Genomic DNA, 23,175 nt, shown 5'->3' with positions numbered 1-23,175 from the left:
ATCGGTGTTGAAACTGTATTTTTTTCAGGATTCAACACCGATTGATTACGTTAGAATACGCTATATTTTTATCTTTCGGGTGCGTGATGGGGAACCGCGGCTCCTCGGAACGAAGCGCCGCAAGTACATACATCCATATAAAACACATACATCTATATAAAAACAGAAGAAGAGCAGCATGATCCCTCGGTTTCAGAGGGTTTAAAATGTGCTGTTTTTTCATCAAGGGTTTTTGGCAGGGATTCTTTCAATGAAAAAAAGCATGCCCATTATGTTTGGGTTATTGGTGGCCTTGTATGCATCGGGAGTAGCTCACGCGCAGCCATCTGAACACACAGGTGCGCCCGACAAGGTGCGGTGGCCGGACAGCAGTAGCCTCCCTCAAGCCCTGAACCCCATCGTGGTCACGGCTGGCCTTACGCCACAATCCGTTGCGCAAAGCCTCTCCTCTATATCAGTCATTAATCGTAAAACGATAGAACGCGAAGAGCCCATCAGCCTTGCGCAATTGTTGCGGGGATTACCTGGTGTAAACATTGCCGATAATGGTGGAATAGGGACAAACACCAGCCTTTATATTCGGGGGGCGCCTGCAGCAGGTACGATGTTATTGATAGATGGTATCCGGCTTCGTTCTGCTTCAGTGGGAACACCGGCATTGCAATACCTTGATCCCATGCTGTTCCAGCGGGCTGAATTGGTACGGGGGCCAAGAAGCAGCCTTTACGGGGCGGATGCGAGTGGTGGTGTGCTCCAGCTTTTTACCCTACAGGACCAGCGTGAAGGGGTTCACCCGCGTTTCTCCCTCGGCTATGGCTCTCATGCGACACGTCGGGGCAGTGCTTCATTGAGCGGGCGGGAAGGAAATACCTATTATTCCTTTGCCGCGAGTGCCTTGGATTCCCACGGTACCAAAGTGCAGCCACATACCCCCAATCTTTATTATCGTAATGTGTCCAGTTTGGGGAGTATCCGCCACGATTTCAGTAATGGCGCTCAAGTCGGGGTAATGAATCTGCGTGCCAAAGGACATAATCTGAATGCATACGGTGGCGGTAAGAGTGATTATATTCAGCAGGTATCCGGTATCTACGGTGAGATTCCCATTACCGATAACTGGCGCAGCCGTCTGACACTAAGTGAATCGAAGGACAGGCTTTCAACCTACGCTGATTACGGAAATTCAGCCATTAATACACGCACTCAAACGGCCCGTTGGCAAAACACGGTGGATGTAGGTCCCCATCAATGGATCAGTGGTGCCGAATACAGTGAAGACCGTATGACGGGGTCGGAAGAGTATGCGCATTCGCACCGCTATAACAAGGCCCTGTTTACTGAAGGATTGCTTGATTTTGATCCTCTCAGTCTTCAGGGAAGCCTGCGGTATGACGATAATGAGGCCTATGGTCACAAGGTAACAGGCGGCGTGGCGGCAGGTCTCAAACTCGGTTCTGTCTATACCCTGCGTGCCAGTTATGGCACTGCATTCCGAGCGCCTACATTCAATGACTTATATTGGCCTGCCGGATATGGCTATCAGGGCAATGCCCATCTGAAGCCGGAAAAATCACATACTACCGAGTTGGGGCTACATGCATCTCATCGTCAATGGTATTGGGATCTGGCGCTCTATCAAAGCCACTATCGTGATCTGATTGCGACAGGTTCAGCACCGGGCAATCCCTATCTCAGTATGCCGATGAATATCAATCGTGCGAATATACGGGGTGCAGAGCTGTCGGCGGGAGCAAACTGGGCGCGTTGGCATGTCACCGGTGCGTTGACGCTGAATAACCCGAAAGATCCCACCACTGGCAAACGTTTGCCACGACGCGCATCCCAAACGGCGCGGGTGGATATCGATCGTGATATCGCCCAAGGGTGGAGCGTTGGCGGTACCCTTAATGTACAGGGTAAGAGCTACAATGACGCTGCCAATCAACAACGTATCGGTGGCTTTACGACGGTGGATGCACGGGTAGGATGGCATTTTGCGCCGCAATGGCGAGCCCACTTGTCACTGGATAATCTCACCAATCGCCATTATGAGACCATTCTGGGATATTATGAACCCAAGCGGACAGTCATGCTGGATATCAGTTTTGCGCCTTGACGTTACGAATGATCATACCGAACGCCCTTGCAGAAGTGGTCTCTCCTTCATTGAACAAGGGGGCTGTTGGAGGAGATTCAAGTGGACCAAGTGCTTGTTGAATACAATCTTCGGTAACGTAGAATTGATATCAAGCGCCACTCACACGAGAGAGGAAGCGAACTCATGCCTCTAAAACGTTGGTGTAAAGCGCTGTCCTACTGGGGCGCTCTGTGTCTTGGGTGTCTTTTTCTCTGCACCCTAATGGGCTCTTGTGTTCATGCAGAAACCTGTTCGGTAGATGATACGAAAACCCGTGTCTGCTTGCCTCATTCCGCTCAGCGTATCATCGCGCTTTCTCCCGGTGCAGCAGAGCTGGTGTATTCAGTTGGGGCTGGCGCGCAGATGGTGGCCTCTGTTGACTATACGGATTATCCGGAGGCTGCTCGCCATTTACCGTCCGTAGGTGGAAGTTCTGAACTCGACCTTGAACGTTTGTTGCAGTATCGCCCTGATCTGGTCATCGCCTGGCAAAGCGGAAATTCTCCTCAACAGATACGTCAGCTCAAGCAATTGGGGATTCCTGTTTTTACGTTGGAGCCTCAAGAGCTTAGAGATGTAAGTACCTCTCTTGAGCGATTGGGTGTTTTAACGGGACATGCTTCCGAAGGGCAAGATAAAGCGGCACAGTTCAGTAATGGCATTGCGCAGTTGCGCCAGCACTATTCAAACCTGAGCCCTGTACGTATGTTTTATGAGGTGTGGAATCAGCCGCTTATGACGATCAATCATCAGCAAATCATCAACCAGGTGATCGAACTGTGTGGTGGTCGCAATATCTATGCGGCACTCACACCGCTTGTTCCTCGAATGAGCAAGGAAGCTGTACTGGCCGATAATCCGGATGCCATCGTCAGTGGTGGTGAAGGGGAGCACAATGACAGCTGGTTGAATGATTGGAAACAGTACTCCCAGCTGAGTGCGACGGCGCATCATAATCTCATCTTTATCCCACCGGATCTTCTGGATAGGCCAACGCTTCGCCTACTACAAGGGGCACAAATGCTGTGTCAGCAATTGGACGCTGCCCGTCATCGCCTGGCAGGAAATCCCTGATGTTACGTTGGCAACAGGGAAGCGTGCTTTTGGGATTGATGTTCCTGCTGGTACTGACATTCCTTGCATCACTGGCGATTGGCAGTGTATCGATCCCACCTTTCCAATTGTGGGGCATCCTGATGGGGGATCATCAACCGCTTGCTAGCACGCTGGTCTTGCAACTCCGTTTGCCACGGGCGTTGAATGCGATGGCCGTTGGTGGGTTATTGGGGCTCTCCGGCACCTTGATGCAGGTATTATTGCGTAATCCCTTGGCGGACCCTTATATATTGGGGGTCTCGGGCGGCGCTTCTCTGGGGGCGCTGGGTGCGATGTTACTGGGCGCAGAGGGGATTTTCCTTTCGTTCAGTACCTTTGGAGGCGCGTTGGTCTCTATTCTGCTGGTCTTCGTTCTGGCACAAAAGGGGATGCAGTGGTCCTCATCACGCCTACTGCTGACCGGAGTAGTGATGGCATCAGGGTGGGGGGCTCTCATCGTTCTGTTGTTATCGCTGGCACCATCGGATCAATTACCCGGAATGCTTTTTTGGCTAATGGGAGATCTCGGTTATGCGGGCTCACCCTGGCCGGGGTTGGTGATTCTCTGTGTGGTGACATTGGCGATACTTCCCTTGGGGCGTTCTCTGAATCTGTTATCACGGGGAACGTTACAGGCCATGGTATTGGGTGTTTCTGTCCGTTCACTAGGCTGGGTCCTCTATCTATTGGCCAGTTTGCTGACCTCAGTGGCCGTTATGTCCGCAGGAAGCATCGGATTTATAGGCTTGATCACTCCCCACGTGTTACGCCTGCTATTGGGTAACGATCACCGATTATTACTGCCTGCCAGCGTGTTAACCGGTGCCATTCTGTTAATGATTTCAGATGTATTGGCGCGCACGGTGATTGCGCCTGAACAACTGCCTGTAGGGGTAATCACCGTGTTGTTGGGCGTTCCTGTATTTATCTTTCTGCTTCGGCGGGAGGGGCGTTCATGAGCCGTTTACGTACCCGGGCTCTTTCTCTGAATATTCCCGGAAAGCCCTCTGGTGATGCATTGTCGTTCTCTCTGAACGAGGGCGAGCTATGGGGCGTACTAGGTCCCAATGGGGTAGGCAAAACAACATTGCTTCATACAATGGCAGGTCTACGCTCACCTCGTCAGGGAAGTATTGAGCTCGAAGGAAAGCCTCTATTGAGCTGGCGTCGCAAACCATTGGCACAGCAAATGGGACTACTGTTTCAACATCCCGCAACCGCCGTGGCTACGCGTGTTGCCGAAAGTGCCATGATGGGGCGTTATCCATATCTCAATCTCTGGCAGCAAGAGAGTGACCGTGATCGAGCCCTTGTGGACAATGCATTGGCACAGGTGGGGTTACAGCATTTTAAGCAACGTCTGGTGGAAACTCTCTCTGGAGGAGAACGTCAGCGGCTTGAAGTAGCCACCCTGCTGGTTCAGGACCCAACCCTTTGGTTGGGAGATGAACCCACGAATCATCTGGATTTACAACAACAACAACGCATCATGCAGTTGCTCAGTCAACAGGCAGTTAATGGCAAAACGGTATTCCTCGCCCTGCATGACATCAATCTGGCAGCACAATGGTGCTCACATATTCTTTTACTTTACCCCAGTGGTAAAAAACAGTGGGGGACATGTGCGGAAATGCTGACCCAGCCCTTGCTGGAAGCCCTCTATGAACAGCCGTTGATTCAGTTGGAAGCTGAAGGGCGCCCTTGTTTCGTGCCACGGCGCCGTTAACGTGTGAGGCTGAGAGGATATCCTCTTGTGTTATGCGGGAAGTCGGTGGACCTTCACGACAGGTTATTACAACGCTTGATCTGGCTGCTTATTAGTAAGTGGCAGCTAGTCATAAATGACGTGCTTACCCGATCAATAAAATACCCGCGACGATGATGCTTCCGGAGGCAACACGTTTTAAGGAGAGATGTTCCTTGAAGAAAAAGTGCCCGATCAATAGAGCAAACAGGACACTGGTTTCCCTCAAGGCTGACACCATGCCCATGGGCGCCTGTGACATAGCATAAATCACAGTACCGTAAGCAAGCAGCATGAGCTGGCCGCCTATCATTGCCATTCCTTTACCGGGGAAGGGGCGCAATAGCTCCTGCGGTGAGCGTAACAGGCAATAGGTCAGCACCATAAAGAGACCTTCAATACAGCACATCCAGAGGATATAACTCAAGACATTCCCTGCTGATCGTGCCCCCATTCCGTCAGTCACACTATAAGCGGCAATGAAACATCCTGTGCCTAACGCATAGGGGAGTGAGGGCAGTGCTATTTTTCGCCCTTTAAACGCGAGCGATATAATACCTGCTGAAATCAGGAGAATGCCAAACAGAGCTACGGATGTAATGTGTTCCCCTGCCATGAGTGCGGCGCCTAGTGTGATCAGGATTGGAGAAGAACCGCGAGCAATCGGGTAGACCTGCCCGAATTCTCCAGCACGATAACTGCGTACCAGAAACAGGTTATAACCCGTATGCAGGATGCCCGAGGCCAGTAGGAAAAGCCAACTTTCCTGTGCAGGAGTAGGGAAGAAAAGAGCCATAATCGCGCAGCTGACAAACACGGAAATGCACATGGTTGTCATACTGGTCAATCGGTCTGAACCACCACGAAGTAACGCATTCCAACTGGCATGCAAGAGTGCCGCCAATAGCGTGATCAGGATAATGTGATAGGGCATCAGAAATATGTCTTGTTATAGTCAGTCTGTTTTCAATACGGCAGAGAAATAGTCAATAAATGCTCTCACCTTGGATGAGACCGTTTTCTTCTGCGTGTAGACGACCCATACAGCACTGGCATCCCCCTGCCTGGACGAGCTACTTCCCTCCGTTACGTGCCAATCCGATAGTATTTGAATCAACATGCCTTTGTGGAGTGGTTGGGCGACCAGCCATTGGGGGAGAAGTGCCATTACTTTATTCGTCATCACCAATTGTAAAATAGCTTCATCATCCGTGACACGCAGGCGCCCATGTAAATGAAGAGGAATCCGCGTGTTATCTGGTTGACTTAACCACCAGTGTTCCTCATCCATGGAACCCAAACGCACTGCAGGGAAGTCAGCTAGCTGATCCGGATGCTGTGGAAGACCGTACTGCCGTGCAAATGCAGGGGTGGCACAGAGCACTCGATGATGAGGGGCCAGTTTTCGGGCGACCAGCCGTGAGTTATTCAATCGCCCGACACGGACAGCGAGATCCAGCTCTGCATCGATCAGGTTCAAGGCATGGTCACTGAAGACGATATCAAGATCAATATAAGGGAATTGTTCCATAAACGCTGACAAGTGCGGCACAATCCACAACTTGCCATAGGCTCGTGGAAGGGCAATACGCAACTTTCCCTGTGGGGCCTCATTCAGCCGTGATGTTGCCGAGCGCGCTTCCTCAAGCGTATCCATCACTTTAAGTGCATGGTCATGGAAGCGGTGCCCACCTTCGGTAAGCCGGATACCACGCGTGGACCGATTGAAAAGCGTGATACCGAGATCCTGTTCCAGTGCATTGATCTGGCGTGAAATAGTCGATGTTTTGACCTCAAGGCGTTGTGCAGCCTTGCTGAAACTGCCCAATTCAGAGACCTGTAGAAAGGCTCTGATAGCGGCAAAATAGTCCATCATGATAAACGCTGTGTCCTGATCATTGTATTTTTACGGTGGCAGGTATCTGTCTCATGAATCGAATGCCTCAGGTGTCATGATCCCTCCAGTTACCCCTTTTATGCAATACTCCTTTCGATTCCCGGCACTTCCTGTCGATCCCGTTGCGCCGTATCGTGAATGCCATGGTGATGAATGATTGAGGCCCATGATGATGTGTATGGGGCAATAACATCATCATCCGGGGCAGGAAATTACATTGAAAAAAACAGTGTTGTCGAGAGAGGTACTCCCATGGAAATCGCAGAACGTCATGACAGTGCGTTAAACACTACTGAAACAGCATCCCGTGATGCACGCTTTTATGAGTATACAAAAGCGGCAGACCCTATTGGGGCAGGTTTGATCCCTCAGGTGCCATACCACAACTTCATGCCGGATTTGTACGATAGTGGCCCAACACGTGTCGTTCCACTCGATCTCTCCAATGAAATCGGTACACCTTACGCGGCTACTGGCCCGGGCATGTTAGCCAACTTCCTTCGTATTGTGAGTGGTGAAGAAGTCAGTCTTGATCCCAACGCCAGTTCTCAAGTCTTTTATGTATTGGAAGGTGAGGGGAGCGTTCAGCAGTCAGGGGTTCAGTTCAATTTTGGTCAGGGTGATTTCTTTACCTTGCCGGGAGGGAGCGAAGCGCGTGTCAGTGCTTCTGTAACCGCACGCATTTATTATGTTCATGATGCCCCCCTGTTTGATTATTTGGGTGCAACGGTGTCTCGTCCACGTTTCGAGCCAACCCTCTATCCCTCCCATGAGGCCAAGGCTGAACTTTACAAAGCGCTGAATGATCCGGAAAGCAAAACCCGTAATCGTGTCAGTATTCTTTTGGGGAATGCACATTTCCCTGAGACCCGAACCATTACCCAAACGCTATGGACCATGTTTGGCATTGTGCCGAAAGGCGCGGTACAGAAACCGCATCGCCACCAATCACTGGCGCTTGATTTCATTGGCGAATGTAAGCCCGGTTGCTATACCCTGGTAGGGACTGAAATCGATGGGCAGGGCAATATTGTTAATCCAACACGGGTTGACTGGCACCCTGGCATGGTTTTCGTTACACCTCCTGGATATTGGCACGCTCATTATAATGAATCGGGTGAAGAGGCTTACGTTATTCCCTTTCAGGATGCTGGTCTGCATACCTATTTACGGACACTGAATATTCAGTTCAGCAAATAATCGATGACATTTCAGTAGGTTATCAAGCCACCCAATGGTATTACCCGTTGGGTGGTTTTTTATGCATCTCTCCCGCTTTTTCCATCCGTCTTCCTCGAGTTGAGTCATTCCTTCACTCGTGTGGAAAGAGGCGAGCTGTATCTGTCTGATTCACCTTGCCGCTGTGATGACCCTGTTGGTTGTAGTAACGATCTTCTCGGCAGAGTTTTTCATGTGTATCACAGAAAATACCGTTTTCGAATGTGAACGCTGTCATATCAAAGTTGCCTTCGTCATGTAACCGGCTGGCGGCCTTCTTTCCTAAAAAATGCAAGGTGAGGGAATAGGATATGCCATTGGGATCAGCGCAGAAAAAATGATCGCAAAGTATACCCGGGTGAGGTGAATACAACGCCCCTTTATGAGTATCGGCTCTATCATGATTCATGGAGGAAGCGGTCTGAATTCGCGTAGTCTTTTGAGTATTGAAATCAGTCGTGCTATTGGATGCGTTAAAGGAGGAGGGGCCAGCGGACAATGATGGCAAGGACGATGAATTTTGCGATGAGTGGGCAGCAGGTACCACGGTTTTGTCTATTTGTGGTTGGCAACCCATCAGCGGGAAAAGAGTGGATGTGGCAAGAAGAGTCACGGTTACAGTGAGGGGCAAGGGGCTTTTTACATTGCGTATCATAGCGCTCGTCTCGTCGTTAGTCAGGGCCATATGATCAGATCATGGGACTGTTTTATCCACCAGAAAAGAATAAATCCCTACTACAATTTACAATGTATACCTTAATGAATTACCATCGCGGAAAATTCCAGGGAGTAATCCGACCAAGTCCATCACTTGTACATGAGTAGATTCAACATTCCACCAAGCATCGACCCTCAGCGCGAAAAAATAACACTCGCATTGGGCTCATAAGCTGGAACCATTGCTCATAGCTCATCCATCCCTGCCGTAATACATCCATGATGTTGTACTGATACCTCGATGTACTGATACCCCGAGCTCTTGTTTAGTGGCCCTGGGCGAACATCTTTTTCAGTGTTTGCCTGTAATCGGCGTTCACTCACAGCGAACACATGGATACATACTGCACATTCACGTTTGTTAATAAGGTTTTATCGGTGACTGATTCGCTACCGCCAGGTCGTTCTTCCCCCAAAGCGGGTTTTTCCATCCTGTTACTGGCCATCGCTGCCTTTGTGACAGTGACGAATGAATACATAGTGGTTGGGCTATTGCCGGAACTGGCACAGAGCACTCACACCACTATTGCGCAGGCGGGCCAGTTGGTCACACTTTTTGCAGTGGCCATGATGTTTTGTGGCCCTGTTTTGGCAGTGATGCTATCTAAAGTAGAACGTAAACGTCTTTTTGTTCTACTACTCTTCAGCTTTGTGATCTCCAATGCGTTGACGGCTATCGCCAATGATTACTGGGTGTTGGCGGGTGGGCGTATCCTCTCGGCATTGGCCTTATCGGCCTTTTGGGGGCTTGCCAGTGATACTGCTGCCCAGCTGGCGGGGCCTGAACGTGCAGGGCGTGCAGTATCACAGTTCTATTTTGGGGTTGCGTGTGCATTGCTCTTCGGTTTGCCTTTGGGAACGCTACTCTCTCATGCTCTGGGTTGGCGTGCGGTATTTTGGACGCTGTCACTGTTGTCTCTGGTGACTACCGCTTTATTTGTATTTTTCCTCCCCAGAATGGACGATATGCAGACAGCGCCGATTCGTCGTCAGCTGGGAATTCTGAAAAAACCATGGTTTGTGGCTAACCTGCTGTTGTCCGGGATGGTCTATACCACGCTATTCACAGTGTATACCTACCTGACAGACATGATTGTCCACGGTGGGCATATTCCCGCGGGGCAAGTGGGCTGGTGGCTGATGGGCTTCGGGGGTGTGGGGCTTGTGGGGAACTGGGTGGCTGGGCAATTGGCCGACCGTAGCCTATTGCGTACCACCATGCTGTTAATGTCCATAATGGCGCTGGCATTGGCGACTATCTTGCCGCTTGCATCCATTTCCATTGTTTTGTTTGGCATCATGTTGGGTTTGTGGGGCACGACGCATACCGGGCTGTTGCTGATTTCTGTTGTTCGTGTCATGAAAGCAGGGGCAAAAGCGCAGGCTTTTGCAGGTACCCTCAATGTATCTGCTGCCAATGCGGGAACTGCCTTTGGTGCGATGATTGGTGGACTTGTCATTTCACAGTATGGGATAACCCGCGTTGGTTCCTTTGGCGCCTTTTTAGCACTTTTCACAGTGGCAATAACTTACGGAGTGATCATGCTCAAGCGTAAGGAAATGGGGCGTACCTGATGGCATGTAAAAGCGAAACTCGTACAGGTTAGCTTTATAAGGTTTGTAATGAAGTCGCGGGCCATGGTGTTTTCCATGGCCCGTTTTTTATCTTATAAGGGGGAAATTTCCAGCAGGTACAAGTTGGGCCCGATGATAAAAACAGAGGACATGCTGCCCATTGTCACGGTGGAAAAAACCGGGATATTCTGCCACAAAGATACGTTCCTGAGTGGCTTTCTCGACCGTTGCCAATTGGCGTGTCTCCCCCTGTTGAATGGTGACACGACTTCCTTTATGCAATTCTGTTAGCCAAGTAGTGATCTTTTTCATCTCTCTTGTCCTTTGTAATTATGTTTTGATGAATGCTATCTACTTATTGTGTAACCCTGTGGCTCAATAGGTTTGGCATGCTACATGCCAAATAGAGGTTTTTGTTCTATATATGGAACACTATAGTCTATTTACTGGCTGTTTTACCACCCATGTCCCCAGATACTTTTGTTGTATCTCTATAAAAGTTTGGTATTGAGCGTCCTGATCCTCTTACGAACATAATGAGCGCGATAAGGGGAACGCTCCTGTGAACTTTGGCGCTTTATGGGGAAATAAAGGTTTGGAAAGCACGTATCTGGAGAAATGAAGCCACAAACAATAGGAGGTGAAAGGAGAAATCGGCGATAGGGCACTGTAGAAGAGAAACACAATCGTTGGAAGAGAGCGCTTTTTTGAGTGTAGCGTGTGGGTAATAATAGCCCTTGAAAACATGACCTTTGGCACCATGCTCTATGGCGATAGAGTATGTGAGTAAGCTGTTTCAGTGCAACAGATACCCGAGAAGCAGTATTCTTGAAAATATTATTGAAAAACAGTTATTAAAGAAAAGTTGTTAAAGAAATAGTGATATGAGAAATGGCTATTACCGAATTGGGCGCTGGCAAGCCATGCTTCGTTCTTTATAAAGACAAGTAACAGCCATGCGGGGCCGTAGCCCCGGAACAACAGGCTATGTTGTTGCGTTCGGTTTAGAGAACCAAACGACGATCACACAAAAACAGAACAACACGCCGAATAACCAAAAGATATCATTCAAGGCCAGGGTTGAGGCCTGGACGTTCACCACGTTATTCATTTCTGCGTAACGCGATGATTGTGGTACACCTGCTGCCTGTAGAGCATTCAAGTACTGCTCCGTTGCAGGACTCCCTGCACGAACATTTTCGACCAGCGTTGCATGGTGGAAGATTGTCCGGTGAGAATACAACGTTGTGCTGATCGCCGTTGAAATACTGCCCGCAATAGTACGGCAAAAATTGGAGATACCCGATGCAGCGGCGACCTGATCATCCCTGAAGCCTGCCAATAGCAATTGGTTGATAGGCACGAAGAAAAGGGCAATACCTATACCCATGAAGAAGCGAGGTTCGGCAATTCGAATATACTCCATGCCGTCTCGTGAGGAAGCCATCCAGAAATTGCAAACGGCGAAGGTTGCGAGTCCCAGCGAAATCAGAATTCGCATATCGAAGCGGCGGATATTGGCGCCTACAATGGGGGAAAAGATCATTGCCAGAATCCCGATGGGGGCCACCGCCAACCCGGACCACGTCGCATCATACCCTTCTGTTTGTTGTAGCCAAGTGGGCAATACAACCGTCCCACCGAAAAAGCAGAACATCCCGGTACACAGACATGTTACCCCTACGGCAAAGTTGCGGTTTTTGAACAGTTTTAAATCCACGATAGGGTTTTCATGCATCAGTTCCCACGCAATCAGGAAGGTGAGACACACGGTTGAGATGATCGCGAGTACAAGAATCAGGTGTGATGAAAACCAGTCGTAGTCATTTCCTTTATCAAGCAAAAACTGCAGGCTACCAACACCGACCGCCAATAAACCAAGACCCACGACATCGATAGGCAACTTGACCGTCTTGGTTTCACGTCCACGCAATACCACCATCGCAATGATTGCTGTGATTATGCCGACCGGAATATTGATAAAGAATATCCACGACCACTGGAAGTTGTCACTGATATATCCTCCCAATACAGGCCCGAATATAGGGGCAACCACGACCGTCATGGCCCAGATGGCAAGGGCAATGGGGCGTTTTTCCGGAGGGTAGTTGGTCATCATCAGCGTCTGCGACAGGGGAACCATCGGCCCTGATACCACTCCCTGCAATAACCGGCAAATGATCAGCATGTTCAGATTGGTGGAGAGCCCACACATCATCGATAGGAATGCAAAGAGCATAACCGAGATCGTGAAGGTTTTTACTTCACCTACTCGACGTGAAATCCACCCTGTCAGCGGCTGAACAATGGCACTTCCCAATGAGTAGGCGGTGATTGCCATAGTGCCCTGATCGTAGCTGACCCCAAGGTCACCCGAGATGGTGCGAACGGATACATTGACGATTGATATATCCAGCACCTCCATGAAGGTCGCGAAGGACACGCCGATTGTCAGTGCGATCAGCGCCAATCCCTTCAGGGGCGGTTGGGGAGACTGCTGTGCCGCTGCCATGGGTTAGTGTGCCCCTCTCATCAATGATGATGTCGATGAGACACTAGAGGCTCCCGACGGGTGGGCAGTGGGGCCCATATTCTGCTCTATAATGCGCTCAGCTGCGGCATTGGCTTCTTTCAGTTCCTGTTGGTAAACATCGGTCTCTTGTACAGGAGTAGTCCGCGGTGCATCAGGTAGCACTGCACCATTTCTATCAGTGGTATTCACATCGACATTGGTAGACAAACCTACACGCAACGGGTGTTTTTTGATTTCATCAGGATCAAGCGCGATACGTACAGCCAGACGCTGTACAATTTTTACCCAGTTGCCTGTGGCATTTTGTGCTGGCAGCAGGGAAAGGCTGCTTCCTGTCGCGGGCGTTAATCCAACCACATGGCCGTGATAAGTAATATCCGGGTACATGTCAGCAGTCACTGACGCAGATTGACCAATACGAATGTTCTCCAGCTGAGTCTCCTTGAAGTTGGCATCTACCCAAAGATTATCCAATGGAATGACACTCATCAGGCTTTGTCCGGGCTGTACACGTTCGCCCACCTGAACCTGACGGTTGGCAACATAGCCATCAATGGGGGATACAATCGCATCACGGACATGATTGATCCACGCCGAACGGAACTGGGCTCGTGCCTGAATGACACTTGGGAAGGAACGAATATCCGTATTTCCGACGCGCGCGTGCTGTTCTTTAGCCTGTGCCCGCGCTTCATCAACGCTGGCAGCAGCAGCTTTCAGATTCTGTTGATTGTTCTCGACATCCTCGGGCGATACAGCCCGCATTTGCAACAGGGGAGAACGCCGCTCAAAGTTGGAGCGTTGCATTGCATATTGCGCTTCCCGCTGGATAACGGCGGCATCTGCTTGCATCGCAGCAAACCTGGCCTGACGGGCATCCCGAACCGCCTGTGCCAACTGGCCTTCGGCACTGAGTAGCTGGGTTTCAGCGTCTACAGGGTCGAGTCGTACCAGTACTTGCCCGGCAACGACTCGCTCGGTGTCATCGGCATTAATACCAATCACCGTTCCCGATGTCTGAGGCGAGATAGTGACCATATTGCCCTGTACATAGGCGTCATCTGTTGACTCTTCAAATTGCAGAACCAGATAGTAGTAAAGCAGCCAGGCCACACCGATAACGACAAAGATCAACCCAATAATCAGTAGTACTTTCAGCCGTTTACGGCGGTTTTTCCTTTTCTGTTCCGTGGTCAACCCAGGGGTTTCTTCTGTGTTTTTTTCTTCATCTGCCATTAATGCATACTCTTGTCATCGGTAGGCAAGGAGGGTGTCTGACCGTTATTTTGATAACCACCTCCCAACGCATGAATCAGGGCGATATGTGAACTGAGTTCAGCACCACTCAACTGTGTTAATGCATCTTCCTGCTGTACCAACTGGATCAGACCACGGTAGTAGTCACGATCATCGATGACTCCTTGAAGCCGCTGATGGGCAATCCGTTGGTTTTGTTGATGAACGGCTGCATATTCCTGTTGTTGCTGTTGTTTTTCCTGCGCCAATTGTTGCAGCGTTAACACCTGACGCGAAATATCCTGTGCTGCATTGACGACCGTCTGATTATAACTGGCAACATTGGCATCCAACTCGGCCTGTGCGCTGCGGTCCTGCGCTTTCAAACGGCCGCCACTAAAGAAGGGTAGGGAAATGGATGGCCCTATATTTCCTATCAGGGAGCTACCATGGCCACTGGAGCCAAGATCCGGGTAAAGGCGTAAAAAGCCGCCAAGTCCCGTTAAGCTGACATCCGGATAATAGGCTGCACGTGCCGCATTGATATCCTGTAGTGCTGATTCGATTTGCCAACGTCGTGCCACAATGTCAGGCCGACGGCCCACCAGATTCAGGCTGGCATCCGCGGGAAGCTGTGAAGTGATTTGAGGTAATGGTCGCGGGATCAGTGTGCTGAGGTTTTCAGGAGAGACGCCGATAATCGCCGCCAACTGAGCCAAATCCAGTGCCGCATCACCTCGGAGTGTCGCCAGATTCAATCGCGCAGCGGCAAGCTCACGGTGGCTGCTGTCCAACGTTTGTGGGTCATCCAGTCCGTGGGTAACACGGGCGCTGATCAATGTATTGAGCCTTGCTGTATATTGCTCAATCCGCTCCGCCAGGGCAATACGGGCCTGCAGCGTTTGCCAATGATAATAGGTATTGACGAGATTGTTCTGGAGTGAATTGGCCGCTGCCGCATGTTCTGCTTGCGCGGCTCGTGCTTGTCCAATTCGGCTTGCAACTTGTGCACGCTGCTTGCCCCATAGATCCAGATCCCAGGTGGCCAACGCTCCGGCACTCAATGAGCCAGCGCTTGAATGCGAACTTTGATCCAGACTGTTTTGGTCAATATTGATATGGTTATGCCCCACATTAGCAGACCCATAGCCGGTGACTTTCGGGTTTAGCTGGGCTTTTTCCACATTCACTTGAGCAAGCGCATTTCGATAGCGCGCTTCAGCTTCCTCAACGGAAGGGGCGGACTCCATGGCTTCAGAGATCAGTTCATTGAGCTGAGGGTCATGGAAAGCACGCCACCAGTCTGGGTTTGGCCAGCCGGATTGGCCGGTGGGGAGGCCGGCCAGGGGGACTTTCTCAATGGGATGAAAGATGGGGGGCTTGATGGCGGGCGCACATCCCGCCATGGCGATGAGGGAGGTTGCAAGCGCAATTCCTTCCAGATATCGAATCTTCTTTCTCATATGCGTATACGACTCGGCCCTTTCTGTCGCTCTGATTACCAGAGATGCATGACATCGGTAATGGTGATGATAGCGCTGGGTAGTGGAGTGACAGTAAATAGTGGGAAAACATACATCAATGAATGTATGTTAGGTGATAACCTATGCCATGGTCAACGAACACTGTTTTTTAAAGGATGAATATTGGGTTTTCGCGCAATAACAGGGTGATTAGTGTAATGTTAAAACCGAAGGGAGCACTTGTGCGCCTCGTCCCCCCTCGTTCCAACATGACGATATTAAAAGATACTGCGTACAATTCCCTCAGCGCTATCAACAATGATAGCGCTGATAGTTTTAACATTTATCCCGGCTGTTCAATTTTTTTTTCGAATCCCGTCGATCAGAATTATGCCTGCCCGGCATTATCAATCAGGTCCAGCGCTTGCCGTTCATACAACCGGCGATAGATGCCGCCTTCAATAGAAATCAGGGCCTCATGTGGGCCTTCTTCCCTGACTTCACCGTGGTCCATCACCAGTAATCGATCCAGCGAGCGCACGGTTGAGAGTCGATGGGCCACTACGAGTGTGGTACGTCCGACCATTAAACGTTCGATCGCTTCCTGAATCTGACGCTCACTTTCACTGTCCAGACTGGAGGTGGCTTCATCCAGAATCAGTATGGGCGAGTTGGCCAAAAAGGCACGAGCGATCGCGATACGCTGACGTTCACCGCCCGATAATTTTACGCCTCGTTCACCGACTAACGTGGCATAGCCTTGGGGCTGTGCACGAATGAATTCATCTGCGTTGGCAAGGCGGGCAGCTTCTTCTATTTCTTCCTGAGAAGCAGAGGGGCGTGCGTATGCGATATTTTCTGTCAACGTACGGTGAAAGAGGATCGGTTCCTGTTGAACAATGGCGATCTGGCTTCGCAGTGAACTTTGCTGAACACGGGAAATATCCTGACCATCAATGAAAATGGTGCCGCCCTCAATATCGTGGATACGTTGGATCAGCTTGATAAAGCTGCTTTTACCTGAGCCGGAATGGCCTACTAACCCGACCCGTTCCCCGGGCTGAATCGTGATCGAGAAATTGTTGTAAAGGTTCTGTTCCCGGTTAGGGTAGCGAAAGTCCACATGATCAAACACGATCTTGCCCTCAGTGATCGCGATGGGCCGGGCATTGGGAATGTCTTCTACACCAAAGGGTTGGTGCATGAGGTCTACCAGTTCTTCCATGTCATTCACCGCGCGCTGCATGCCTCGTATTTGCATGCCGATATCACGTAGATAACCCTGCAATACGAAAAATGCGGACATAACGTACGCAATATCGCCTACATTGGCTTCATGGCGATGCCATAACCAAAGCCCTGCTCCAAAGATAATCAGCTGAATTACCCACATCATACTCTGTTGGGAAACGCCATATACCATCATGCGTGACCACCAGCGCAATGTACGGCGCTGCCATTTGGACACAACGCCATGCAAGCGTTCATCTTCACGGCGTTCGGCCCCGAATGCCTTCACTACCGCATTACATGTGATGGCATCCGCTAGCGTACCGCTCATCCGCGTATCCTGTGCATTGGCAAGACTCGCAGCGGGCGACATGTAGAAGAGCGAAAGTGAAGACACCACAACGATATAAATGATTGAAAGCGCTCCGACAATAAGCCCCATCATCAACCAGTGGAATGCCAGCATGATTGAAGTGCCGAAAAGCATAACGATGCAAGGGAGCAACTCAACCAACAGGATGTCATCAAGCGAATCCACGGCCCAACTTCCGCGCGTGATTTTGCGTACAGTTGAACCAGCGAAGGTATTGGCATGCCAATCGCCCGAAAAACGCTGGATACGTGCAAAGGCATCCTGTATGAGTCGTTGCATGATGCTCAAGGTCATCGTAATCACCAGTCGTATTGCCGCTGTCTGTAGCAATATACCGATGATGCCAAGCCCCAGCAGCGTTCCCAATAACCAGAGGGCCTGATGCCACCCTTCATTGGTGCTTTCGGAGAGAGTATTGATCATCTTGCCGGTAATGGCGGGGGTGAAAACATCGGTTATGGTTGCCATTAACATCAGAAACGTAATACCGCATGCTTTGAGGGGATATTCACGCCACCGCTGAATGATAAACCCCAGCACTTTGATAATGGCCTGACGACTCAAGCCTTGTGATTTATTTGCCATGATCCCTCTATTCTTTTTTTCGTTTTGATTATGGTGCGATCCAAGGGGGACACTGGAATGTGTCGAAGTCGATTTATTCCTCCCTGACAATTACTCTATTTGATTGTGGATATATGGTGCTGTTATTGAGTACCTGATGCCGAAAGAGCAAAGACGGCATTGCCAGTGACAATACTAGTTTGGTTTATTAAGAATGTTTTATAAAGCATTATCGAGCCGATAGCGCTTGTGCCATTATTTTTTGGCAGGGAAAAAATCGTTTTTTATATTCATATAAAAAAACCCCTCATCAGGAGGGGCTTGACTCTGTGCTTAAAACTCTTCGTAGGTCGCTGGATCCTGATCATTGGTTCTGCCATCAGGGGTGGCAAGCCTGGCGATTTGAGCCATTTCATCATCACTCAACGAGAAATCAAACAGATCAATGTTCTCTCTCTGACGCTCAGGGGACGACGCTTTAGGAATGGCCACTACCCCTAATTGATAGTGCCAACGTAGAATGACCTGTACGATGCTTTTTCCCTTGGCCTTGGCGATCTGTTCAATCGATTTGTCTTGCAGGAGCTTACTGGCACGGCCCAATGGACTCCATGCTTGCGTAATGATTCCATGCGACTTGTCATACTCGCGTTGAGCATCCTGTGGGAAATAAGGCGATAGCTCTACCTGATTGATCGCCGGTGTTACCCCGGTTTCCCTGATTAGAGTGTCGATATGTTCAGGCAGAAAATTACTCACCCCAATCGTTTTGACTAACCCTCGCTTCCTGGCTTCGATCAACGCTTGCCATGCTTCGACGAAATGACCCTGCCTGGGATTAGGCCAGTGGATCAGATAGAAATCGATATAATCCAGCCCGGAACGATACACCGACTCTTCAATAGTCACGATGGCTTCATCGTAGCGGTGGTGACGCCCCGGGAGCTTGGAAGCCATCTGCAATTCATCACGTGGGAGCCCGCTTGTTCTTAAAGCGTTACCTACTGCACCCTCATTTTCATAGTTGAAGGCAGAATCAAACAGGCGGTATCCACGGGATATGGCTCCCTTGATGTCTTCAACACCCGGCGTGCCATTGAGTTTGTAGGTCCCGAAACCGACAACAGGAATCGTATTGCCATCGTTCAGCGTAAACGTGGGGATCGGTGATTGACTCATGATCTTGCTCCTTGTGGTAAAGGGCGCGTGCGTGAATGAATCGGTGAATTATTCTGCAACGTTTTCCTGTTCCACATTGTGATAAATGTTCTGAACATCATCCAGATCATTCAACATGTCGATCAACTTCTCGAATGTGGCTACGTCATCCCCTTCCAGAGTCATGGTTGTTTGCGGCAGGAAGAGAATTTCTTCAGTATCGAAATCGATTTCGCCGAAGTTGTCGGTCAATGCCTGCTTGGTAGCACCAAATGCCGTCGGAGGGACGAACACGTTGATCTGCCCGTCATCTTCTTCAATATCGGTCACATCTACATCGGCCATCATCAATGCTTCCAGTACCGATTCTTCATTACGGTCATCACTGGATTTGAAAGAGAAAACGGCGCTGTGATCAAACATGTGTGACACCGTACCCTGCGTGCCCAGCTTGCACTTGGTACGTGAAAAACAACCCCGAATATCGCCAAATGTGCGGTTGGGGTTGTCTGTCAGGCACTCAATAATCACCATGCTACTGTTGGGGCCGAACCCTTCATAACGAGCCGGTGCATAGTCTTCGCCGCCCACGCCCTTGGCTTTTTCCAGCGCTTTATCGATGACGTGAGCCGGTACCTGATCCTTCTTGGCTCGTTCGATCATGCTGCGCAGAGAAAGATTGTGGGAGGGGTCAGGACCACCTTGCTTGGCGCATACGTAAAGTTCGCGACCGTATTTACTGTAGACCTTGGTTTTTGCAGCAGCCGTTTTGGCCATTGACGCTTTGCGGTTTTCGAATGTCCGTCCCATCGGTAATTCCCAAAATTAATGACCCGAGCAGTTTACTCGACCTGAGCCCAGCTTTGCAGCCTCTATCGTGTATTCATTGAAGTAAATGGCGTGTTAATAACACTATGTCATAAAACTATGGGCATTACTGACGATTTCAATGGGGCCGGCGTTTATGGTGGGGTACCTGATCTGTCGCTGGTGGTGCCGGAGGGAGCATGTCGAATTACATCAGCCACATGTTCAGGGCGGAATCCCAATCCCATCAATCGGCCAGCCAGACGCGACAATACTGGCAGGCGAGCGATCGCCTTGATGAACCCGGGCGGCCCCTGTCGAGTGGTTCCACCCGCTGCCGCGTCTTGCTTTGCTGAGGGCTTTCGCTTCATCATCAGCTGCATGCGTTGGGTCGCATGTGTCGGGAAACGACGGCGTTTTTCCACCTTCGCGAGATAAGGTGGGAGCGGTTGATGTTCACGCAGCGGACGGGCCAGAATATTTGCAGTTGCCACTGCATCCTGAATGGCCAGATTCACCCCGACACCTCCAATCGGTGACATTGCATGCGCGGCATCACCAATGCACAGTAGCCCTGGTTGCCACCACGTGTTCAATCTATCGATGCGAATTTGCAACAAGTGAATATCCTGCCAGCCCGTCAGCTCCTGTAGTCGTGATTCAGGGAGAGGTAAGGACTGGGCCAGTGTGGCCTTGAATGCTTCAAGCCCCTGTTCCCTGACCGCATCGAATGAGCCTTTGCGGACCACATAGCCACATTGCCAATACTCCCCGCGGTCGATCATGACGATGCCCATTCGTGGGCCGCCATGGCCCATGACATACGGCGGATCTTCCGGCTGATGGCTAAAGCGCATCCATAAAACATCACTGGGGCTACCGAATTGCTGTATCTCGAAACCTGCCTGTTGACGGATTTTCGAATGCCGACCATCAGCACCTACCACTAATGGTGCGCGTAGGGTTATTTCTCCCTCGGGTTGCATGGCCACTACTCCTGATATGCTTCCGTCATTACGTAGCAGATGTTTAAAATCCGTGTTCATCATCAGGCGGAAATTCGGATATTTCTCTGCTTCTTGTGCTAGAAACGAGAGGAAATCCCACTGCGGCATGAAAGCGATGTAGCGGCAAGTGATCGAAAGATGGGTGAAATCAGCCATCGTTATCTGCTTGCCATCCACTTCGGCATATAATTTGTCAGCGCGTGTATGAGGCAATTTAAGCAAGGCCGGTAACAAGCCCAGTTCATGCATGACTTCCAGTGTGGAGGGATGTACGGTATCACCACGAAAATCCCGCAGAAAGTCCTTGTGCCGCTCAATTACTGTTACCTGTACACCAGCCCGCGCCAATAGTAGCCCTAACATGAGGCCACCAGGTCCCGCTCCGACCACAATACATTCCGCATCGCGGGTGGCGTCGGTGTTCTTTGCTGTATCTATTGAATCGGGATGAACAGGCGACATGGTTTTTTCTCAGTATGGTATTTTGTCAGTAAAGATGGTGAAGCTGTGTCAGGCATTGGAATACCTAAATTAGATGAGAATGTTTCTCATATGGAGCCTAATGTAGTACTTTACTGGCGGCGTTGACAAGTGCCCGTGTTAATTCATCCAGTGTAGACGAACTCACCCTCACAACCTGCCAATACAGGGGAACTTCCAGGTGCGTATGGGGGGCTATGTCTATGATACTCCCCGTCTTTAATGCCTCTGTCGCCATGATGTCTGGCACTAGCCCCCATCCGAGCCCTTGTATGGCGGCTTCTACAAAACCGATCGCTGTGGGGAGGTACTGTGTTGGTGGTGAAAGAGCGTGCTGCGTCATCCGCTCAATAAAATCGATTTGCAACTCATCCTTCCGGCCAAACTCCAGCATGGGGGCGTGGCTCAGTGTTGCCGCATTCAGCCCTTCACTGAAATATTTTCGCTGGAATGCTGGTGACGCAATGGCTACATAGCGCATGGCACCGAGAGAGATGGAACGACACCCTTGAAGAGGTTTTGCTTCTGAGCTGATGGCCCCAAGTACCGTGCCATTTCGAATCATTTCAAGTGTATGTGCCTGATCGTCCATACGGATATCAAACAACATGCCCCGCCGGCGGTGGAGTTCCCCGAGTACCGGCAAGATCCAGGTTTGTAGGGAATCATCGTTTAGCGCAATTGACACAGGCCGCGTGAATGGACTGGCGTTATTTGTGGTAACGAACTCCTGCGAGGCTTCTTCTTCAATCGCCTGCATTTGGCGTACCTGACGCAGTAGCCTGCTACCAGCCGAGGTGGGTTGCGCGGGCGTTTGTCTGACAATCAATGGTTGCCCCAGACGGTCCTCCAATGCCTTGATACGCTGTGAAATGGCAGAAGGCGTGACGGATAATCGAAGAGCGGCTGCGTCGAAGCTTCCTTCTTCTATCACAGCAATAAAGGCGCTCAGTTGTGGATGAAGCAGATCAATAGCCATACCGGGTCCGTTCAGTCTTGCAACCAGATTCATTCAATGAAAAATGCGCGAGGTAATCAACGTGAGACCTCTACCATTTTAGAAACACGATTATTTACAACCGCTGTTATTCCTTTACAACTACTGTCATTTTACAAAACGGTACGATGGTTATTCTACATTAGAAAATCTAATGCTGTTTTAAAATATTTAGTTTGTTTCATGTGGCTTTGATAGGCATTCTGCTTCCAATAATTCACACCTCTATGGACGGGGCAGTTTCACCGTTGGAATGCAGATATGATTTTTTCAGCACTTTTTACAGGATTGATCACAGGACTTGGCATTATCGTAGCCATTGGTGCTCAAAATGCCTACGTCCTTAGGATGGGGCTGACGCGCCAGCATGTGGGCCTTGTGGTGACGATTTGTATTTTGAGTGATGTCGTTATGATGGGGGTAGGCATTGGTGGGGCGGGCGCCCTGTTCCATAATATGCCACGTTTTGCTGAGTGGGTAAGGCTGATTGGTGCTGTTTTTCTGATCACTTATGGCGTTATTTCCCTAAGACGTGCCTTACAGGGAGGGATGAGCCTCACTGCAGCGCAAACCGAATCACAGGGATGGTTCCATGTCACGCTGACATGTCTGGCATTTACTTTCCTGAACCCGCATTTTTATCTGGATACATTGGTGCTGATGGGGAGCCTTTCATTGAATTACAAGGGGGGAGGGGCGCTTTCCTTTTATATTGGTGTAAGCTGCGCCAGTATTTTGTGGTTCCTGATGCTCGGCTATGGGGCCCGATTGCTGATACCTGTTTTCCGAAAACCCAGAGCCTGGCGTACGCTGGATAGCGTGATCGGTTTCCTGATGCTGGGGTTATCCATGGTATTGATTACTGAAGCCATTTAACGTGTATCACGCCAGAATGATGTAACTGATATCAAAAGTCCATAACGATGAACGGGCTCCCAAAAGTG

19 protein-coding genes are annotated in these 23,175 nt (G+C 50.1%); 7 read left to right on the top strand and 12 right to left on the bottom strand.

Going from position 1 to position 23,175, the window contains the following annotated elements:
• Positions 1-250: 250 nt before the first annotated feature.
• From LMG33818_RS03895 to LMG33818_RS03880, 4 genes are all read left to right on the top strand, one after another.
• Complete coding sequence (locus LMG33818_RS03895; RefSeq protein ID WP_442322033.1) at positions 251-2,116, top strand: TonB-dependent receptor domain-containing protein; 1,866 nt, start codon at positions 251-253, stop codon at positions 2,114-2,116.
• A 165-nt stretch (positions 2,117-2,281) separates the two neighbouring features.
• Positions 2,282-3,211, top strand: coding sequence for a cobalamin-binding protein (locus tag LMG33818_RS03890; RefSeq protein WP_442322032.1), 930 nt, complete (start codon positions 2,282-2,284; stop codon positions 3,209-3,211).
• Complete coding sequence (locus LMG33818_RS03885) at positions 3,211-4,191, top strand: FecCD family ABC transporter permease (protein WP_442322031.1); 981 nt, start codon at positions 3,211-3,213, stop codon at positions 4,189-4,191. The genes LMG33818_RS03890 and LMG33818_RS03885 overlap by 1 nt, the downstream gene beginning before the upstream one ends.
• Complete coding sequence (locus LMG33818_RS03880; protein ID WP_442322030.1) at positions 4,188-4,958, top strand: ABC transporter ATP-binding protein; 771 nt, start codon at positions 4,188-4,190, stop codon at positions 4,956-4,958. Before LMG33818_RS03885 ends, LMG33818_RS03880 begins: the two co-directional genes overlap by 4 nt.
• 124 nt (positions 4,959-5,082) lie before the next feature.
• On the opposite strand, the gene LMG33818_RS03875 is transcribed toward LMG33818_RS03880, so the two are convergent.
• Both LMG33818_RS03875 and LMG33818_RS03870 read right to left on the bottom strand, forming a co-directional pair.
• Positions 5,083-5,910: an EamA family transporter gene (locus LMG33818_RS03875; protein WP_442322029.1), complete on the bottom strand. Its 828-nt coding sequence runs from the start codon at positions 5,908-5,910 to the stop codon at positions 5,083-5,085.
• 21 nt (positions 5,911-5,931) lie between these two features.
• Positions 5,932-6,852: a LysR family transcriptional regulator gene (locus tag LMG33818_RS03870; protein WP_442322028.1), complete on the bottom strand. Its 921-nt coding sequence runs from the start codon at positions 6,850-6,852 to the stop codon at positions 5,932-5,934.
• Positions 6,853-7,026: 174 nt separating this feature from the next.
• Between LMG33818_RS03870 and LMG33818_RS03865 the strand changes: the two genes are divergently transcribed.
• Positions 7,027-8,073 (top strand): cupin domain-containing protein, encoded by a 1,047-nt coding sequence (locus LMG33818_RS03865; protein ID WP_442322027.1) that lies wholly within the window; start codon positions 7,027-7,029, stop codon positions 8,071-8,073.
• A 112-nt stretch (positions 8,074-8,185) separates the two neighbouring features.
• Here the strand turns inward: LMG33818_RS03865 and LMG33818_RS03860 are convergent, their stop codons facing one another.
• Positions 8,186-8,746: a YcgJ family protein gene (locus LMG33818_RS03860; RefSeq protein WP_442322026.1), complete on the bottom strand. Its 561-nt coding sequence runs from the start codon at positions 8,744-8,746 to the stop codon at positions 8,186-8,188.
• 440 nt (positions 8,747-9,186) lie between these two features.
• On the opposite strand from LMG33818_RS03860, the gene LMG33818_RS03855 reads away from it, so the two are divergent.
• Entirely contained in the window at positions 9,187-10,383 is a 1,197-nt protein-coding gene (locus LMG33818_RS03855; RefSeq protein WP_442322025.1) for an MFS transporter, read from the top strand.
• A gap of 87 nt (positions 10,384-10,470) precedes the next feature.
• Here LMG33818_RS03855 and LMG33818_RS03850 read toward each other — a convergent pair whose 3' ends face one another.
• The 9 genes from LMG33818_RS03850 to LMG33818_RS03810 all read right to left on the bottom strand — a co-directional run bounded on the left by LMG33818_RS03850 (position 10,471) and on the right by LMG33818_RS03810 (position 22,213).
• Complete coding sequence (locus LMG33818_RS03850; protein ID WP_442322024.1) at positions 10,471-10,695, bottom strand: hypothetical protein; 225 nt, start codon at positions 10,693-10,695, stop codon at positions 10,471-10,473.
• Between the two features lie 673 nt (positions 10,696-11,368).
• Positions 11,369-12,895, bottom strand: coding sequence for a DHA2 family efflux MFS transporter permease subunit (locus tag LMG33818_RS03845; protein ID WP_442322023.1), 1,527 nt, complete (start codon positions 12,893-12,895; stop codon positions 11,369-11,371).
• A gap of 3 nt (positions 12,896-12,898) precedes the next feature.
• On the bottom strand, positions 12,899-14,152 hold the full coding sequence (locus LMG33818_RS03840) for an HlyD family secretion protein (RefSeq protein WP_442322022.1): 1,254 nt from the start codon (positions 14,150-14,152) through the stop codon (positions 12,899-12,901).
• The gene (locus LMG33818_RS03835; RefSeq protein WP_442322021.1) at positions 14,152-15,615 is read right to left on the bottom strand and encodes an efflux transporter outer membrane subunit; all 1,464 of its coding nucleotides are present in this window, start codon (positions 15,613-15,615) and stop codon (positions 14,152-14,154) included. Before LMG33818_RS03835 ends, LMG33818_RS03840 begins: the two co-directional genes overlap by 1 nt.
• Before the next feature lie 388 nt (positions 15,616-16,003).
• Complete coding sequence (locus tag LMG33818_RS03830) at positions 16,004-17,803, bottom strand: ABC transporter ATP-binding protein (RefSeq protein ID WP_442322020.1); 1,800 nt, start codon at positions 17,801-17,803, stop codon at positions 16,004-16,006.
• A gap of 312 nt (positions 17,804-18,115) precedes the next feature.
• Entirely contained in the window at positions 18,116-18,961 is an 846-nt protein-coding gene (locus tag LMG33818_RS03825) for an aldo/keto reductase (RefSeq protein WP_442322019.1), read from the bottom strand.
• A gap of 48 nt (positions 18,962-19,009) precedes the next feature.
• Positions 19,010-19,750, bottom strand: a complete 741-nt coding sequence (locus tag LMG33818_RS03820) for a YebC/PmpR family DNA-binding transcriptional regulator (protein WP_442322018.1) — start codon at positions 19,748-19,750, stop codon at positions 19,010-19,012.
• Positions 19,751-19,902: 152 nt separating this feature from the next.
• Complete coding sequence (locus LMG33818_RS03815; protein WP_442322017.1) at positions 19,903-21,216, bottom strand: FAD-dependent oxidoreductase; 1,314 nt, start codon at positions 21,214-21,216, stop codon at positions 19,903-19,905.
• Positions 21,217-21,313: 97 nt separating this feature from the next.
• The gene (locus tag LMG33818_RS03810; RefSeq protein WP_442322016.1) at positions 21,314-22,213 is read right to left on the bottom strand and encodes a LysR family transcriptional regulator ArgP; all 900 of its coding nucleotides are present in this window, start codon (positions 22,211-22,213) and stop codon (positions 21,314-21,316) included.
• A 279-nt stretch (positions 22,214-22,492) separates the two neighbouring features.
• On the opposite strand from LMG33818_RS03810, the gene LMG33818_RS03805 reads away from it, so the two are divergent.
• Entirely contained in the window at positions 22,493-23,107 is a 615-nt protein-coding gene (locus tag LMG33818_RS03805; protein ID WP_442322015.1) for a LysE/ArgO family amino acid transporter, read from the top strand.
• The last annotated feature ends 68 nt before the right edge of the window (positions 23,108-23,175 follow it).

Source organism: Cernens ardua (assembly GCF_051251085.1).
GTDB classification, from domain to species: domain Bacteria; phylum Pseudomonadota; class Gammaproteobacteria; order Pseudomonadales; family Halomonadaceae; genus Cernens; species Cernens ardua.
Note: the sequence above shows the minus strand (reverse complement) of the source record. Positions and strands in the feature narration are given on the sequence as shown.

What these genes read in the sequence shown, in the direction of transcription:
- LMG33818_RS03895 (WP_442322033.1), top strand. Translation starts at nt 251, where the DNA reads ATGAAAAAAAGCATGCCCATTATGTTTGGGTTATTGGTGGCCTTGTAT.
- LMG33818_RS03890 (WP_442322032.1), top strand. Translation starts at nt 2,282, where the DNA reads ATGCCTCTAAAACGTTGGTGTAAAGCGCTGTCCTACTGGGGCGCTCTG.
- LMG33818_RS03885 (WP_442322031.1), top strand. Translation starts at nt 3,211, where the DNA reads ATGTTACGTTGGCAACAGGGAAGCGTGCTTTTGGGATTGATGTTCCTG.
- LMG33818_RS03880 (WP_442322030.1), top strand. Translation starts at nt 4,188, where the DNA reads ATGAGCCGTTTACGTACCCGGGCTCTTTCTCTGAATATTCCCGGAAAG.
- LMG33818_RS03875 (WP_442322029.1), bottom strand. Translation starts at nt 5,910, where the DNA reads ATGCCCTATCACATTATCCTGATCACGCTATTGGCGGCACTCTTGCAT.
- LMG33818_RS03870 (WP_442322028.1), bottom strand. Translation starts at nt 6,852, where the DNA reads ATGATGGACTATTTTGCCGCTATCAGAGCCTTTCTACAGGTCTCTGAA.
- LMG33818_RS03865 (WP_442322027.1), top strand. Translation starts at nt 7,027, where the DNA reads ATGATTGAGGCCCATGATGATGTGTATGGGGCAATAACATCATCATCC.
- LMG33818_RS03860 (WP_442322026.1), bottom strand. Translation starts at nt 8,746, where the DNA reads ATGATACGCAATGTAAAAAGCCCCTTGCCCCTCACTGTAACCGTGACT.
- LMG33818_RS03850 (WP_442322024.1), bottom strand. Translation starts at nt 10,695, where the DNA reads ATGAAAAAGATCACTACTTGGCTAACAGAATTGCATAAAGGAAGTCGT.
- LMG33818_RS03845 (WP_442322023.1), bottom strand. Translation starts at nt 12,895, where the DNA reads ATGGCAGCGGCACAGCAGTCTCCCCAACCGCCCCTGAAGGGATTGGCG.
- LMG33818_RS03840 (WP_442322022.1), bottom strand. Translation starts at nt 14,152, where the DNA reads ATGGCAGATGAAGAAAAAAACACAGAAGAAACCCCTGGGTTGACCACG.
- LMG33818_RS03835 (WP_442322021.1), bottom strand. Translation starts at nt 15,615, where the DNA reads ATGAGAAAGAAGATTCGATATCTGGAAGGAATTGCGCTTGCAACCTCC.
- LMG33818_RS03830 (WP_442322020.1), bottom strand. Translation starts at nt 17,803, where the DNA reads ATGGCAAATAAATCACAAGGCTTGAGTCGTCAGGCCATTATCAAAGTG.
- LMG33818_RS03825 (WP_442322019.1), bottom strand. Translation starts at nt 18,961, where the DNA reads ATGAGTCAATCACCGATCCCCACGTTTACGCTGAACGATGGCAATACG.
- LMG33818_RS03820 (WP_442322018.1), bottom strand. Translation starts at nt 19,750, where the DNA reads ATGGGACGGACATTCGAAAACCGCAAAGCGTCAATGGCCAAAACGGCT.
- LMG33818_RS03815 (WP_442322017.1), bottom strand. Translation starts at nt 21,216, where the DNA reads ATGTCGCCTGTTCATCCCGATTCAATAGATACAGCAAAGAACACCGAC.
- LMG33818_RS03810 (WP_442322016.1), bottom strand. Translation starts at nt 22,213, where the DNA reads ATGGCTATTGATCTGCTTCATCCACAACTGAGCGCCTTTATTGCTGTG.
- LMG33818_RS03805 (WP_442322015.1), top strand. Translation starts at nt 22,493, where the DNA reads ATGATTTTTTCAGCACTTTTTACAGGATTGATCACAGGACTTGGCATT.